The following is a 13,175-nucleotide window of genomic DNA, read 5'->3' as shown; positions in this document are numbered from 1 at the left end:
CAGTGCCAATCAAGGAGGTGCGACAGCATGCATGTAAAAAAAGGTGACAAGGTTAAGGTTATCACTGGTAAGGACAAAGGCAAAGAAGGAGTAATCCTAGCTGCTTTCCCTAAACAAGACCGCGTTCTTGTTGAAGGTGTAAACATCGTGAAAAAACACGTTAAACCTAACCAATTGAATCCACAAGGTGGGATTGTAAGCCAAGAGGCTGCAATTCACGTTTCGAACGTAATGCTAATCGATCCTAAATCTGGCGAGCCGACTCGTGTAGGTTATAAAATCGAAAACGGTAAAAAAGTTCGTGTTGCAAAAAAATCAGGTGCAGTAATCGACTAATTAGTAAATAAAAGAAGGGAGGTACACACATGAGCCGCCTAAAAGAAAAATATTTAAATGAAGTTTCTCCTGCTCTAATGAGCAAATTTGGATATAAATCAGTTATGCAACTTCCAAAAGTTGATAAAATCGTTATCAACATGGGTGTTGGCGATGCAGTTCAAAACTCTAAAGCGCTAGATGCAGCTGTAGAAGAATTGACAATTATCACTGGTCAAAAACCAGTAGTAACTAAAGCGAAAAAATCGATCGCAGGTTTCCGTCTACGTGAAGGTATGCCTATCGGTGCTAAAGTTACATTACGCGGTGAGCGTATGTATGAATTCTTGGATAAATTAATCGCAATCGCATTACCTCGTGTACGTGACTTCCGTGGTGTTTCTAAAAAAGCATTCGATGGTCGCGGTAACTACACTCTTGGTGTTAAAGAGCAATTAATTTTCCCAGAAATCGATTACGATAAAGTTTCAAAAGTACGCGGTATGGACATCGTGATCGTAACGACAGCGAACTCTGACGAAGAAGCTCGCGAGTTATTGACACAATTCGGTATGCCGTTCCAAAAGTAATTAAACAAGGAGGGCGAAAACGTGGCTAAAAAATCTATGATCGTTAAACAACAACGTAAGCAAAAGTTTAAAGTGCAAGAATATACACGTTGTGAACGCTGTGGTCGTCCACACTCAGTATATCGCAAATTCAAACTTTGCCGTATTTGTTTCCGAGAACTTGCATATAAGGGACAAATTCCTGGCGTTAAAAAAGCCAGCTGGTAATCCCCTAATTTGGGAAGGAGGTAAATGTAATGACAATGACTGATCCGATTGCAGATATGCTTACTCGCATTCGTAATGCGAACATGGTTCGTCACGAGAAGTTAGAAGTACCAGCTTCCAACGTGAAAAAAGAAATCGCTGAAATTTTAAAGCGTGAAGGTTTCGTACGTGACGTAGAATACGTGGAAGACAACAAACAAGGTATCATCCGTATCTTCTTAAAGTACGGTAAAGATAACGAGCGCGTTATCACTGGCCTAAAACGTATTTCTAAACCTGGTCTACGTGTATATGCTAAAACAAATGAAGTTCCTAAAGTACTGAACGGTCTTGGTATCGCTTTAGTGTCAACTTCACAAGGTTTATTAACAGATAAAGAAGCTCGCGCTAAACAAGTTGGCGGCGAAGTTCTAGCATACGTTTGGTAATTAGCAATAAATGAATGGAGGTGCAACTAAATGTCTCGTGTAGGTAAAAAAATTATCGAGGTACCAGCTAACGTAACTGTTACTGTCGCAGCTGACAACACTGTTACTGTTAAAGGTCCTAAAGGCGAACTTGTTCGTTCTTTCCACCAAGATATGAAAATTGAGCAAGAAGGTAATGTGATCTCTGTATCTCGTCCTTCTGATTCAAAAGAACACCGCACAAACCACGGTACAACTCGTGCGCTTTTAGCGAACATGGTTACTGGTGTTTCTGCAGGTTTCGAAAAATCATTAGAACTTATCGGTGTCGGTTACCGTGCGCAATTACAAGGTAAAAAGCTTGTACTTAACGTAGGTTACTCTCACCCAGTTGAGTTCACACCAGAAGATGGTCTTGAAGTAGAAGTTCCGACTAATACAAAAATCATCGTTAAAGGTATCAGCAAAGAACGCGTTGGCGCTCTTGCATCTAATATCCGTGACGTTCGTCCACCAGAGCCTTATAAAGGTAAAGGTATCCGTTACGAAGGCGAATACGTTCGTCGTAAAGAAGGTAAAACAGGTAAATAATGCTGCTTAAGCATTAGAAAGGAGTGACCCTTGTGATTACGAAACAGGATAAAAATCAAGTTCGTAAAAAACGTCATGCGCGAGTTCGTTCTAAAATCGCGGGTACTGCTGAGCGTCCACGCTTAAACGTATTCCGTTCTAACAAGAACATCTACGCTCAACTTATCGATGACGTAGCAGGCGTAACACTTGTTAGCGCATCATCTCAAGAAAAAGGTTTTGAAGGTGCTGGTAACAACGTAGAAGCTGCATCAAAAATCGGTGAAACAATCGCGAAACGCGCTGCGGAAAAAAACATTACTGCAATTGTATTTGACCGTGGTGGTTACTTATATCATGGACGTGTAAAAGCTTTAGCTGAAGCTGCACGTGAGAACGGTTTAGAATTTTAATAAGAAGGAGGGACACATTTCATGAGTCGAATTGACGCAAACAAACTTGGAGAACTTGAAGAACGCGTAGTTACTATTAACCGTGTTGCTAAAGTTGTTAAAGGTGGACGTCGCTTCCGCTTCACAGCATTAGTTGTAGTTGGCGATAGAAACGGACATGTTGGTTTCGGTACTGGTAAAGCTCAAGAGGTGCCAGATGCTATCCGTAAAGCTGTTGAAGATGCGAAGAAAAACTTAATCGAAGTGCCACGTGTAGGTGGAACAACTCCACACTTAGTGCTTGGTCGCTTCGGTGCAGGAGAAATCCTAATCAAACCTGCTGCTCCTGGTACAGGGGTTATCGCTGGTGGTCCAGTACGTGCCGTACTAGAACTTGCTGGTATTACTGATATTCTTTCAAAATCACTTGGATCTAACACACCAATCAATATGGTGCGTGCTACTGTTCAAGGTTTAACTGAATTAAAACGCGTAGAGGACGTTGCAAAATTACGTGGCAAATCAGTGGAAGAAATATTAGGATAAGGGGGGAATAATAATGGCTAACAAATTAGAAATCACCCTTACAAAATCTGTGATCGGTTCTAAACCGGCACAACGTAAAACTATTGAAGCTCTAGGATTACGTAAATTAAATCAAACTGTTGAGAAAGCTGATAACGCAGCTACTCGCGGTATGCTTGATAAAGTAGCTCACTTAGTTACTGTAAAAGAAAATTAATTTTTAATTAATGAACAAGGAGGTGCCACCCACTATGAAACTGCATGAGTTAAAACCAGCAGAAGGTTCTCGTAAACAACGCAATCGCGTTGGTCGTGGTATCGGTTCTGGTAACGGTAAAACAGCAGGTAAAGGTCATAAAGGTCAAAACGCTCGTTCTGGTGGCGGTGTTCGCCCAGGCTTTGAGGGCGGTCAAAACCCGTTATTCCGTCGTTTACCTAAACGTGGATTTACGAACATTAACCGTAAAGAATACGCTATCGTTAACCTTGACACATTAAACCGTTTCGAAGACGGTGCAGAAGTAACAACTGCATTATTACTTGAAACTGGTCTTGTGAGCAATGAAAAAGCTGGAATTAAAGTTCTTGGTAATGGAACACTTAACAAAAAGCTTACAGTAAAAGCTCATAAATTCTCAGCTTCAGCAAAAGAAGCAATCGAGAATGCCGGCGGAACTACTGAGGTGATTTAATGTTTCAGACAATCTCTAACTTTATGCGTGTTCGAGATATAAGAAATAAAATCATCTTCACTCTTTTAATGTTAATTATTTTCCGTATTGGTACATTCATACCAGTACCGAATGTTGACGCAACTGTATTAAAGGCAACTGATGAGTTTAACCTCGTTGGTTTCCTCAATACTTTTGGCGGTGGTGCGTTGCAAAACTTCTCTATCTTCGCGATGGGAATTATGCCATACATCACAGCCTCAATCATTGTTCAGTTATTGCAAATGGACGTAGTACCGAAATTTGCTGAATGGGCAAAGCAAGGTGAAGTCGGAAGACGTAAACTTGCACAATTTACTCGCTACTTTACAATTATTCTTGCTTTTATCCAATCATTCGCCATGTCATTTGGCTTCAACAAAATGTACGGTGGATCTTTGATTAAAGAAGAGGGAATTCTAACTTATATTACAATTTCAATTGTATTGACAGCAGGTACAGCATTCCTAGTATGGCTTGCTGAACAAATTACCGCACATGGTGTTGGTAATGGTATTTCTGTTGTAATCTTTGCTGGTATCGTGGCAGCATTACCTACAGGAATAAACCAAATCTATGCACAACAAATTGAGGGTGCAGGCGATAAACTGTTTATTAACATTATCATCCTTGCATTACTTGCTTTGATTTTACTTGCAATTGTCGTTGGGGTTATTTACGTGCAACAAGCACTTCGTAAAATTCCAATTCAATATGCAAAACGAGTTACTGGACGCAACCAACAAACTGGTGGTCAGCAAACGCACTTACCGTTAAAAGTAAATGCTGCAGGGGTTATTCCGGTAATCTTCTCAGTAGCGTTCCTTGTCACACCTCGTACGTTAGCAGCGTTCTTTGGTCAAAACGATATCACAGCATTCATTGAAAACACGTTCGATTATCAGAAACCTGTTGGAATGTTGATTTATGTTGCATTGATCGTCGCATTCACATATTTCTATGCATTCGTACAAGTGAATCCAGAAAATGTGGCAGACAACTTGAAAAAACAAGGTGCTTACATTCCAGGTATTCGCCCGGGTGAAAACACTCAAACGTATTTAACAAGCGTGTTATATCGACTAACATTTGTTGGTGCGATATTCTTAACTGTAATTGCAGTAATGCCGATTATATTCATCAACCTTATGAATCTACCTGCCTCAGTGCAAATCGGTGGTACTAGTATTATTATCGTAGTCGGCGTAGCGCTAGAAACGATGAAACAGCTAGAATCACAACTTGTTAAACGTCACTACAAAGGCTTTATGAAATAATGTTGATTTTTAGGGAACGTTCTTCGTTTCCTGAAATCAGCAAACCTTTTGTGGGAGGACTATTTCCGATGAATATCGTTTTAATGGGTCTGCCAGGTGCTGGTAAAGGTACACAGGCAGATAAAATTGTTGAGAAGTACGCAATTCCTCATATTTCTACAGGAGACATGTTCCGTGCCGCTATTAAAGATGGTACAGAGCTAGGCTTACAGGCTAAATCGTTCATGGATCAAGGTGCTCTAGTACCTGATGAAGTAACGATTGGTATTGTTCGTGAGCGACTTGCTAAAGCTGATTGTGATAAAGGTTTCCTATTAGATGGATTCCCACGTACAGTTCCTCAAGCGGAAGCGTTAGACAGCATTTTAGCTGATCTTGGTAAAGCTATTGAACATACGTTAAACATTCAAGTTGAAAAAGATGAGCTAATTGCTCGTTTATCTGGTCGTCGTATTTGTAAAACTTGCGGTACATCTTATCATTTAATTTTCAATCCACCAGCTGTGGAAGGTAAATGTGATAAAGATGGTTGCGAATTATACACACGTGCGGATGATAATCCTGAAACGGTTGCAAACCGTCTTGAAGTAAATATGAATCAAGCACAACCTTTATTGGACTTCTATGAAGCAAAAGGTGTGTTAACAAATATTGATGGACAGCAAGATATTAATAAAGTGTTTGCTGATCTTGATGCTCTTTTACAGGGCAGCCGCAGCTGATACCCGGCTCCGGGCGCAGAATACTGCTTCCGCGGGAGGCATGCGGGAGCAACACCGAAACATAATTTTTTTGAGAGTTGCAAAAGCATATTGTGCCCGGTATATATTTCTTTTAAAAAGTGCAACATGACTTTTGAGAGAGTATAATGGGTTTCGTGGAAGCATCTGTGTAACGGGTATGAATATCTCATCAAAGACATTCCGGTATTCGTGTAAACATGGGAGATTCAGTGCCCATACTGGTCCTGTATATTCCGTGGATTGTGTGAAGCGAAACCAGACGAGCGTCTTTCAAACATCTCTCATACAATCCAAACATATGTTGAAACGAGGTTGCTTCTATAGTTGCAGCAGATATCCGTTTGATGTAACGATGAGAACTTTAATTTGCATATAGAGAGGAGAGACAGAGTAGATGGCGAAAGATGATGTAATTGAAGTCGAAGGGACAGTTGTTGAGACTTTGCCAAACGCGATGTTTAAGGTAGAATTAGAAAATGGACATGTGATTTTAGCACACGTTTCTGGTAAGATTCGTATGCACTTTATCCGTATTCTACCTGGAGATAAGGTTACTATCGAGTTATCTCCTTATGATTTAACTCGCGGTCGTATCACATACCGTTTTAAATAATCTTTTGCGCTCCGGACTACTAAGGAGGTTAGGTTAGATGAAAGTGAGACCATCTGTGAAACCGATCTGCGAAAAATGTAAAGTAATTCGCCGACGCGGTAAAGTAATGGTAATCTGTGAAAATCCTAAACACAAACAAAAACAAGGTTGATTCTAAAGGAGGTGCACAACGTACATGGCACGTATTGCTGGTGTTGACATTCCTCGCGACAAACGCGTGGTAATTTCATTAACTTACATTTACGGTATTGGTAAAACTACAGCTCAGAAAGTATTAGCTGGCGCAGGTATTTCAGAAGATACACGCGTACGCGACTTAACTGAAGATCAGTTAAACTTAATCCGTGAACAATTAGATTCTTACAAACTTGAAGGTGACTTACGTCGCGAAACTTCATTAAACATTAAACGTCTGATGGAAATCGGTTCATTCCGTGGTATCCGTCACCGTCGTGGTTTACCTGTTCGTGGTCAAAATACGAAGAACAATGCGCGTACGCGTAAAGGTCCTCGTAAAACAGTTGCGAACAAGAAAAAATAATACGTAAAGGAGGTTCCTTCTTAACATGGCTCGTAAACAACAAACTCGTAAACGTCGTGTGAAAAAGAATATCGAATCTGGTATTGCACACATTCGTTCTACATTTAACAATACAATTGTAACGATTACAGATATGCAAGGTAACGCTGTATCTTGGTCAAGTGCTGGTGCTCTTGGTTTCCGTGGTTCACGTAAATCTACACCATTCGCTGCTCAAATGGCTGCAGAAACTGCTGCTAAAACATCCCTTGAACATGGTCTGAAAACGTTGGAAGTAACTGTTAAAGGTCCTGGTGCTGGTCGTGAAGCTGCAATTCGTGCACTTCAAGCTGCTGGTTTAGAAGTAACTGCTATTAAAGACGTTACTCCAGTTCCTCACAATGGTTGCCGTCCGCCAAAACGTCGTCGCGTGTAATGGGTGCTTCTCATAGTGTATGAGAACATCATTTTTTGTACAGACTGTCTTGTGCAGATAATAAACGATACGTCAATGACGATCGAATCTATGATGGAAAGAACCTATACATTCGATGTTTTGAAGGAGGGTAAATGAAATGATCGAAATTGAAAAACCAAAGATTGAAACGGTGGAGATCAGCGAAGATTCCAAATATGGAAAGTTTGTTGTAGAACCGCTTGAACGCGGATATGGAAACACTTTGGGTAATTCTTTACGTCGTATCCTTCTGTCTTCATTACCAGGAGCTGCTGTCACTTCAATCCAAATTGATGGCGTTCTTCACGAATTCTCAACTGTAGAAGGCGTTGTGGAAGATGTAGCTTCAATTATTTTGAACGTGAAAAAGCTTGCTCTTAAAATCTACTCTGACGAAGAAAAAGTTATTGAGATTGATGTAAAGGGCGATGGAACAGTTACGGCTGCTGACATTACACATGACAGTGACGTAGAAATTTTAAACCCAGATCTATATATTGCAACAATCGCTAAAAACGGTCATTTACGTATGCGTATGTACGCTCAACGCGGCCGTGGTTACACTCCTGCTGATCAAAACAAACGTGAGGATCTTCCTATCGGCGTGATCCCGATCGACTCTATTTACACTCCAGTATCACGCGTCAATTTCCAAGTGGAAAATACTCGTGTAGGTCAGTCTTCTGACTACGACAAACTTTCTCTTGATGTGTGGACAGATGGTAGCATCGGTCCGAAAGAGGCGATTTCGCTCGGAGCAAAAATTTTAACCGAGCATCTAAACATCTTCGTTGGCATGACAGATGAGGCTCAAACTGCTGAAATCATGGTCGAAAAAGAAGAAGATCAAAAAGAAAAAGTTTTAGAGATGACTATCGAAGAACTTGATCTTTCTGTTCGTTCTTACAACTGCTTAAAACGCGCTGGTATTAATACAGTACTAGAACTTGCGAATAAGTCAGAAGACGACATGATGAAAGTTCGTAACCTTGGACGTAAGTCATTAGAAGAGGTAAAAGCGAAGTTAGAAGAGCTTGGTTTAGGGTTACGCAAAGAAGACTAAGCGATTTAAACAAAACTTATAAGATCAGATATTTTTTATAAAGGAGGGAAACATCCATGGGTTACAGAAAACTTGGTCGTACAAGTTCTCAACGTAAAGCGATGTTACGTGACTTAGCTACTGATTTAATCATCAACGAGCGTATCGAAACTACTGAGGCTCGCGCTAAAGAAGTACGTAAAGCTGTTGAAAAAATGATTACTTTAGGTAAACGCGGAGATTTACACGCACGCCGTCAAGCTGCTGCATTCATCCGTCGTGAACTAGTAACAACTACTGACGAAGAAGGTAACGAAACAACTTCATTTGCGCTACAAAAGCTATTTGATGATGTTGCACCACGTTACGCAGAGCGTCAAGGTGGTTACACTCGTATTCTTAAAGTAGGTCCTCGTCGTGGTGACGGTGCACCTGTTGTTGTGATTGAATTAGTTTAATCATAAGAGAAAACAAGTGGTGAAGAGGGTGGAACCACCACCCTCTTTCTTTATAAACGATTTATACGACAAATAATTAAGCTGAGCGTTATGATGAGCGGACACTGTTGTGTGGCGTCTCGTTTAGCTCTCCGCACCTCATTCAAAAGAGGCAAGGGCTTGAGCACCCGTGTTTCTTGTAAATGTAACGACTAGCGCATTTCTATCGAATGAGGTGCGCGCTTTTTTATTATTATTTTAATGAACAACGAAACAGCGCCAATTGATGGTGCTTTTTTTAATATAAAAGAATAAGCGCGTAGGCACTTTTCTTATACCGACATATTGATTGTAGTAGAATTCATACATAAAAAAGTGTAAGTTAGTTAGTATAGCTGAGCATGTAGAGAGGAGTTCTAGAAATGCCCGAAATTTTATCGTTAAATAATGTGACGTTTTCATATACACCTGAAAATCAAGAGCTGCGAAACGCTGTTGAAAATGTAAGCTTTGCCGTCCAAGAAGGTGAGTGGATTGCCATCGTTGGTCATAATGGTTCAGGGAAATCTACGATCGCCAAATTAATGAATGGTTTATTATTCCCGCAGCAGGGAGATGTTCGTATACTACGTGAAGTCTTAAATGAAGATAACCTATGGGAATGCCGCTCACAAATGGGCATGGTGTTTCAAAATCCAGACAATCAATTTGTAGGGGCAACCGTGCAAGATGATGTTGCCTTTGCACTTGAAAATAACGGCATACCGTTTGAAGAAATGGTAAAACGTGTACATGCCGCGTTGGAACAAGTGAAGATGAGTAACTTTTTAGATCATGAGCCACATCATTTATCGGGTGGACAGAAGCAACGTGTTGCGATTGCAGGGGCATTAGCATTGAAGCCAAAGTTGCTTATATTAGATGAAGCCACATCTATGTTAGACCCACAAGGCCGTGCCGAAGTATTACAAACTGTCCAAACATTACGCGCAGAAACAGGGCTAACGGTGTTATCCATTACCCATGATTTAGAAGAGGCCATGTTGGCTGATCGTATACTATTTATGAACGATGGTAAGAAGTTTGCGGAAGGATCACCTGCTGAAATTTTTTCACTGGGGGACAAATTAACGGAGCTAGGGCTTGATTTACCATTTGCCATGAAGTTATCAAAGTTATTGCAAAAGGAAGGTGTTCCGTTAATGGGACAACATATGACAGAAGAAGAGTTGGTGAATGATCTATGGACATCAAACTTCAACAAGTAAGCTATGCCTATTCTCAAGGTACACCTTTTGAAAAACGGGCATTATTCGATGTGAATTTTGAGATTCCATCCCATACGTACCAAGCAATTATTGGTCATACGGGTTCTGGTAAATCGACCATTCTACAACATTTTAATGCGCTGTTAAAGCCAACAACGGGCATTGTGCAATTAGGCGATCGCACAGTGGAGGCAGGTAAAAAGGCTAAGGATTTAAAAGCAGTTCGCCAACGTGTGGGTATTGTATTTCAATTTCCAGAGCATCAGCTGTTTGAAGAAACGGTATTAAAAGATATTATGTTCGGGCCAATGAACTTTGGTGTATCTGCAACAGAGGCTGAGGCGCGTGCAAGAGAGCTTGTCCGTTTAGTTGGCTTGCCTGAAAACGTACTGGAAAAGTCACCATTTGATTTATCTGGCGGACAAATGCGACGTGTGGCCATAGCGGGTGTTTTAGCAATGGAGCCAGAAGTTATTGTTTTAGATGAACCAACGGCTGGGCTAGATCCCCGTGGTCAAAAGGAAATTATGGATATGTTTTATACATTACATCAAGAGCGTAATTTAACGACAATTCTTGTGACACACAGTATGGAAGATGCAGCACGTTATGCGGACAATCTTATCATTATGCATGAGGGCAAAAATGTATTGAGTGGAACACCGCGTGAGATTTTTAAAGATATTGAGACATTGAAACAATTCCGTTTAGAGCCGCCTCGGATTGTGCGCTTTCAGCAAAAAGTTGAAAAGATGATTAATACATCTTTGGCAAAGGTATGTTTAACTGAAGAGGAGCTAGCGATTGAAATGGCTCGATTATTAAGAGAGGAGCGTGCAGAGTCATGATGGAGAAAATGATATTCGGGCGCTTCTTGCCAGGAGATTCTCCTGTTCATAAGCTTGACCCACGCTCTAAACTCGTTTTCGTATTTGCATTTATCATTATCGTATTTTTAGCGAATAATACGATAACATATGCAATGCTCTTAGCTTTTACGTTACTCATTGTTCTAGTATCTCGTATACGTTTGTATTTTTTAATAAATGGTCTAAAGCCCGTGCTGTTTTTAATGGCGTTTACATTCTTGCTGCATATTTTTATGACCAAGGAAGGCGACCTACTATTTCATTGGAAGTTTATCTCCATCTATGAGGGCGGTGTTCGCCAAGGGATTTATATTTCTACACGTTTCCTTGTATTAGTGTTTATGACATCCATTTTAACGCTGACAACATCACCAATTTCCATTACAGATGGGATTGAAGTATTGCTTAATCCATTGAAAAAAATCAAGGTTCCTGTCCACGAGCTAGCATTAATGATGTCCATTTCACTGCGTTTTATTCCAACGTTGATGGATGAGACAGATAAAATTATGAAGGCGCAAATGGCGCGTGGTTCAGATTTATCTTCTGGCCCAATAAAAGACCGTATTAAAGCCGTTGTTCCATTGTTAGTACCGCTCTTTGTAAGTGCCTTTAAACGTGCAGAGGACTTAGCGACCGCGATGGAGGTGCGAGGATATCGAGGCGGCGAAGGTCGTACGCGTTATCGTCAACTCAAGTGGGATATGGGCGATACATTTGCGCTTGCCTTACTCGCGGCAATGGCTGTTTTATTATTTTTCTATAGAAGTTAAAGGAGTAGCTTGATGCGACGATTAAAAGCAATTATTAGTTATGATGGAACGCAATTTTCTGGTTATCAAGTGCAACCAGGAGAGCGTACAGTACAAGCTGAAGTAGAGCGTGTACTTGCCGTTATGCATAAAGGTAACAAGGTCAAAGTAACGGCAAGTGGTCGCACGGATGCAAGAGTACATGCAACTGGACAAACACTACATTTTGATACGCCGCTTGCAATACCGGTAGAAAAATACATGAAAGCGTTGAATGTACAGCTTCCTAGAGATATTCGTGTCTTATCCATTGAGGAAGTGGCAGCTGACTTTCATGCGCGTTATAGTGTAACAGGAAAACGCTATCGCTATATATGGTCGTGTGAGCCTGTACAAAGCCCGTTTCGTCGATATTACACAGTAGAGACCAATGGGGTTAAACCAGACGTTACAGCGATGCAGGAGGCGGCTAAGGCGATTATTGGGACACATGATTTCTCATGCTTCTGTGCAGCCAATACAAGTGTCCAAGATAAAGTGCGAACTGTTCATAAGCTCGATTTTGAATGGCATGGTGAAGAGCTACATATGGTCATTGAAGGTAGTGGCTTCTTATACAATATGGTACGCATTATTGCCGGAACTTTATGGGAAGTGGGCATAGGACGTCGAGAAGTGCAAAATGTCGAGCTAGTCGTTGCTTCAATGAATCGCGATAAGGCTGGCAAAACGGCGCCACCACAAGGTTTATACCTTGAAAAAGTGTTTTATTAAGGTCGATTGTTTAATAGAATACGGTATGTTTTATAGAAGCGGCAATTCGCTTTAAAGAGAAAAAATATTAGGTGAAAAGGGACAATGCAAATGCCAAACGTTACCCTGTACAACTTCACCAGGTGTTTAATGAAATTACTTGACTTTAAAAGTCATTCATTATATGATAACAGATGGTATTTTCATTACCACCACAAATAAGCCCCGAAACTTATAGTGTAGACTAATGAAAAATAACGGTAATCGAATCGATTAGGAGGATATATACATGCGTACAACATTCATGGCTAAAGGTCACGAAGTAGACCGTAAATGGTTAGTAGTTGATGCAGAAGGCCAAACTCTTGGACGTTTAGCTTCTGAAGTAGCTGCAATCTTACGTGGTAAACATAAACCAACATTCACACCAAACGTTGACACAGGTGATCACGTAATCATCATCAACGCTGACAAAATCCATTTAACTGGTAACAAATTAGAGGGTAAACTTTACCGTCACCACACTCAATTTGCGGGTGGTTTAAAAACTCGTACTGCTGGCGAAATGTTAGAAAAGTACCCAACACGTATGATCGAATTAGCTGTAAAAGGGATGCTTCCTAAAAACTCTTTAGGTCGTAAAATGTTCGGTAAACTTAACGTTTACACTGGAACTGAGCACCCACATGCTGCACAAAAACCAGAAGCGTATGAGCTTCGCGGATAAT

General features: G+C 40.7%; 22 protein-coding genes and 1 pseudogene. All 23 read left to right on the top strand.

The window, feature by feature from the left end; translation table 11 throughout:
- Positions 1 to 27 precede the first annotated feature (27 nt).
- The 23 genes and pseudogenes from rplX to rplM all read left to right on the top strand — a co-directional run bounded on the left by rplX (position 28) and on the right by rplM (position 13,174).
- Entirely contained in the window at positions 28 to 336 is a 309-nt protein-coding gene (rplX, locus tag MHH88_RS21500) for a 50S ribosomal protein L24 (RefSeq protein ID WP_004233652.1), read from the top strand.
- Positions 337 to 365: 29 nt separating this feature from the next.
- Positions 366 to 905 (top strand): 50S ribosomal protein L5, encoded by a 540-nt coding sequence (gene rplE / locus MHH88_RS21495; RefSeq protein WP_024364365.1) that lies wholly within the window; start codon positions 366 to 368, stop codon positions 903 to 905.
- Between the two features lie 21 nt (positions 906 to 926).
- On the top strand, positions 927 to 1,112 hold the full coding sequence (locus MHH88_RS21490; RefSeq protein ID WP_004233656.1) for a type Z 30S ribosomal protein S14: 186 nt from the start codon (positions 927 to 929) through the stop codon (positions 1,110 to 1,112).
- Positions 1,113 to 1,141: 29 nt separating this feature from the next.
- A complete protein-coding gene (gene rpsH / locus MHH88_RS21485) occupies positions 1,142 to 1,540 on the top strand; it encodes a 30S ribosomal protein S8 (RefSeq protein WP_008181717.1) in 399 nt (132 codons plus the stop codon).
- 30 nt (positions 1,541 to 1,570) lie between these two features.
- Positions 1,571 to 2,110 (top strand): 50S ribosomal protein L6, encoded by a 540-nt coding sequence (gene rplF, locus MHH88_RS21480; RefSeq protein WP_024364364.1) that lies wholly within the window; start codon positions 1,571 to 1,573, stop codon positions 2,108 to 2,110.
- Positions 2,111 to 2,142: 32 nt separating this feature from the next.
- A complete protein-coding gene (gene rplR, locus MHH88_RS21475) occupies positions 2,143 to 2,502 on the top strand; it encodes a 50S ribosomal protein L18 (RefSeq protein WP_069514336.1) in 360 nt (119 codons plus the stop codon).
- Between the two features lie 21 nt (positions 2,503 to 2,523).
- The gene (rpsE, locus tag MHH88_RS21470) at positions 2,524 to 3,027 is read left to right on the top strand and encodes a 30S ribosomal protein S5 (RefSeq protein WP_024364362.1); all 504 of its coding nucleotides are present in this window, start codon (positions 2,524 to 2,526) and stop codon (positions 3,025 to 3,027) included.
- 13 nt (positions 3,028 to 3,040) lie between these two features.
- A complete protein-coding gene (gene rpmD, locus MHH88_RS21465) occupies positions 3,041 to 3,223 on the top strand; it encodes a 50S ribosomal protein L30 (protein WP_024364361.1) in 183 nt (60 codons plus the stop codon).
- Between the two features lie 34 nt (positions 3,224 to 3,257).
- The gene (gene rplO, locus MHH88_RS21460; RefSeq protein WP_054771430.1) at positions 3,258 to 3,698 is read left to right on the top strand and encodes a 50S ribosomal protein L15; all 441 of its coding nucleotides are present in this window, start codon (positions 3,258 to 3,260) and stop codon (positions 3,696 to 3,698) included.
- The gene (secY, locus tag MHH88_RS21455) at positions 3,698 to 4,993 is read left to right on the top strand and encodes a preprotein translocase subunit SecY (protein ID WP_069514339.1); all 1,296 of its coding nucleotides are present in this window, start codon (positions 3,698 to 3,700) and stop codon (positions 4,991 to 4,993) included. The genes rplO and secY overlap by 1 nt, the downstream gene beginning before the upstream one ends.
- 68 nt (positions 4,994 to 5,061) lie before the next feature.
- The gene (locus MHH88_RS21450; RefSeq protein WP_339260589.1) at positions 5,062 to 5,715 is read left to right on the top strand and encodes an adenylate kinase; all 654 of its coding nucleotides are present in this window, start codon (positions 5,062 to 5,064) and stop codon (positions 5,713 to 5,715) included.
- A gap of 249 nt (positions 5,716 to 5,964) precedes the next feature.
- Positions 5,965 to 6,042 (top strand): annotated as a pseudogene (locus MHH88_RS21445) (type I methionyl aminopeptidase); the annotation flags it as partial.
- 88 nt (positions 6,043 to 6,130) lie between these two features.
- Positions 6,131 to 6,349, top strand: coding sequence for a translation initiation factor IF-1 (gene infA, locus MHH88_RS21440; RefSeq protein WP_004233690.1), 219 nt, complete (start codon positions 6,131 to 6,133; stop codon positions 6,347 to 6,349).
- A gap of 37 nt (positions 6,350 to 6,386) precedes the next feature.
- Complete coding sequence (rpmJ, locus tag MHH88_RS21435) at positions 6,387 to 6,500, top strand: 50S ribosomal protein L36 (protein ID WP_000868344.1); 114 nt, start codon at positions 6,387 to 6,389, stop codon at positions 6,498 to 6,500.
- Positions 6,501 to 6,524: 24 nt separating this feature from the next.
- A complete protein-coding gene (gene rpsM, locus MHH88_RS21430; RefSeq protein WP_024364357.1) occupies positions 6,525 to 6,890 on the top strand; it encodes a 30S ribosomal protein S13 in 366 nt (121 codons plus the stop codon).
- A gap of 25 nt (positions 6,891 to 6,915) precedes the next feature.
- The gene (gene rpsK / locus MHH88_RS21425) at positions 6,916 to 7,305 is read left to right on the top strand and encodes a 30S ribosomal protein S11 (protein ID WP_004233731.1); all 390 of its coding nucleotides are present in this window, start codon (positions 6,916 to 6,918) and stop codon (positions 7,303 to 7,305) included.
- 139 nt (positions 7,306 to 7,444) lie between these two features.
- Complete coding sequence (locus MHH88_RS21420) at positions 7,445 to 8,389, top strand: DNA-directed RNA polymerase subunit alpha (protein WP_004233733.1); 945 nt, start codon at positions 7,445 to 7,447, stop codon at positions 8,387 to 8,389.
- A gap of 56 nt (positions 8,390 to 8,445) precedes the next feature.
- Complete coding sequence (gene rplQ, locus MHH88_RS21415; RefSeq protein ID WP_010860588.1) at positions 8,446 to 8,826, top strand: 50S ribosomal protein L17; 381 nt, start codon at positions 8,446 to 8,448, stop codon at positions 8,824 to 8,826.
- Positions 8,827 to 9,227: 401 nt separating this feature from the next.
- Positions 9,228 to 10,073 (top strand): energy-coupling factor ABC transporter ATP-binding protein, encoded by an 846-nt coding sequence (locus MHH88_RS21410; protein ID WP_339260584.1) that lies wholly within the window; start codon positions 9,228 to 9,230, stop codon positions 10,071 to 10,073.
- Positions 10,049 to 10,921 carry an energy-coupling factor ABC transporter ATP-binding protein gene (locus tag MHH88_RS21405; protein ID WP_024364355.1) on the top strand — a complete coding sequence of 291 codons (873 nt, stop codon included), beginning with the start codon at positions 10,049 to 10,051 and terminating at the stop codon, positions 10,919 to 10,921. The genes MHH88_RS21410 and MHH88_RS21405 overlap by 25 nt, the downstream gene beginning before the upstream one ends.
- Positions 10,918 to 11,715: an energy-coupling factor transporter transmembrane protein EcfT gene (locus tag MHH88_RS21400; protein ID WP_069514351.1), complete on the top strand. Its 798-nt coding sequence runs from the start codon at positions 10,918 to 10,920 to the stop codon at positions 11,713 to 11,715. The genes MHH88_RS21405 and MHH88_RS21400 overlap by 4 nt, the downstream gene beginning before the upstream one ends.
- A 12-nt stretch (positions 11,716 to 11,727) precedes the next feature.
- A complete protein-coding gene (gene truA / locus MHH88_RS21395; RefSeq protein ID WP_069514354.1) occupies positions 11,728 to 12,468 on the top strand; it encodes a tRNA pseudouridine(38-40) synthase TruA in 741 nt (246 codons plus the stop codon).
- A gap of 268 nt (positions 12,469 to 12,736) precedes the next feature.
- Positions 12,737 to 13,174 carry a 50S ribosomal protein L13 gene (gene rplM, locus MHH88_RS21390; protein ID WP_024364352.1) on the top strand — a complete coding sequence of 146 codons (438 nt, stop codon included), beginning with the start codon at positions 12,737 to 12,739 and terminating at the stop codon, positions 13,172 to 13,174.
- The last annotated feature ends 1 nt before the right edge of the window (position 13,175 follow it).

Origin of the sequence: Lysinibacillus sp. FSL K6-3209, from assembly GCF_037976175.1 — a bacterium.
Taxonomy (GTDB): domain Bacteria; phylum Bacillota; class Bacilli; order Bacillales_A; family Planococcaceae; genus Lysinibacillus; species Lysinibacillus sphaericus_D.
Note: the sequence above shows the minus strand (reverse complement) of the source record. Positions and strands in the feature narration are given on the sequence as shown.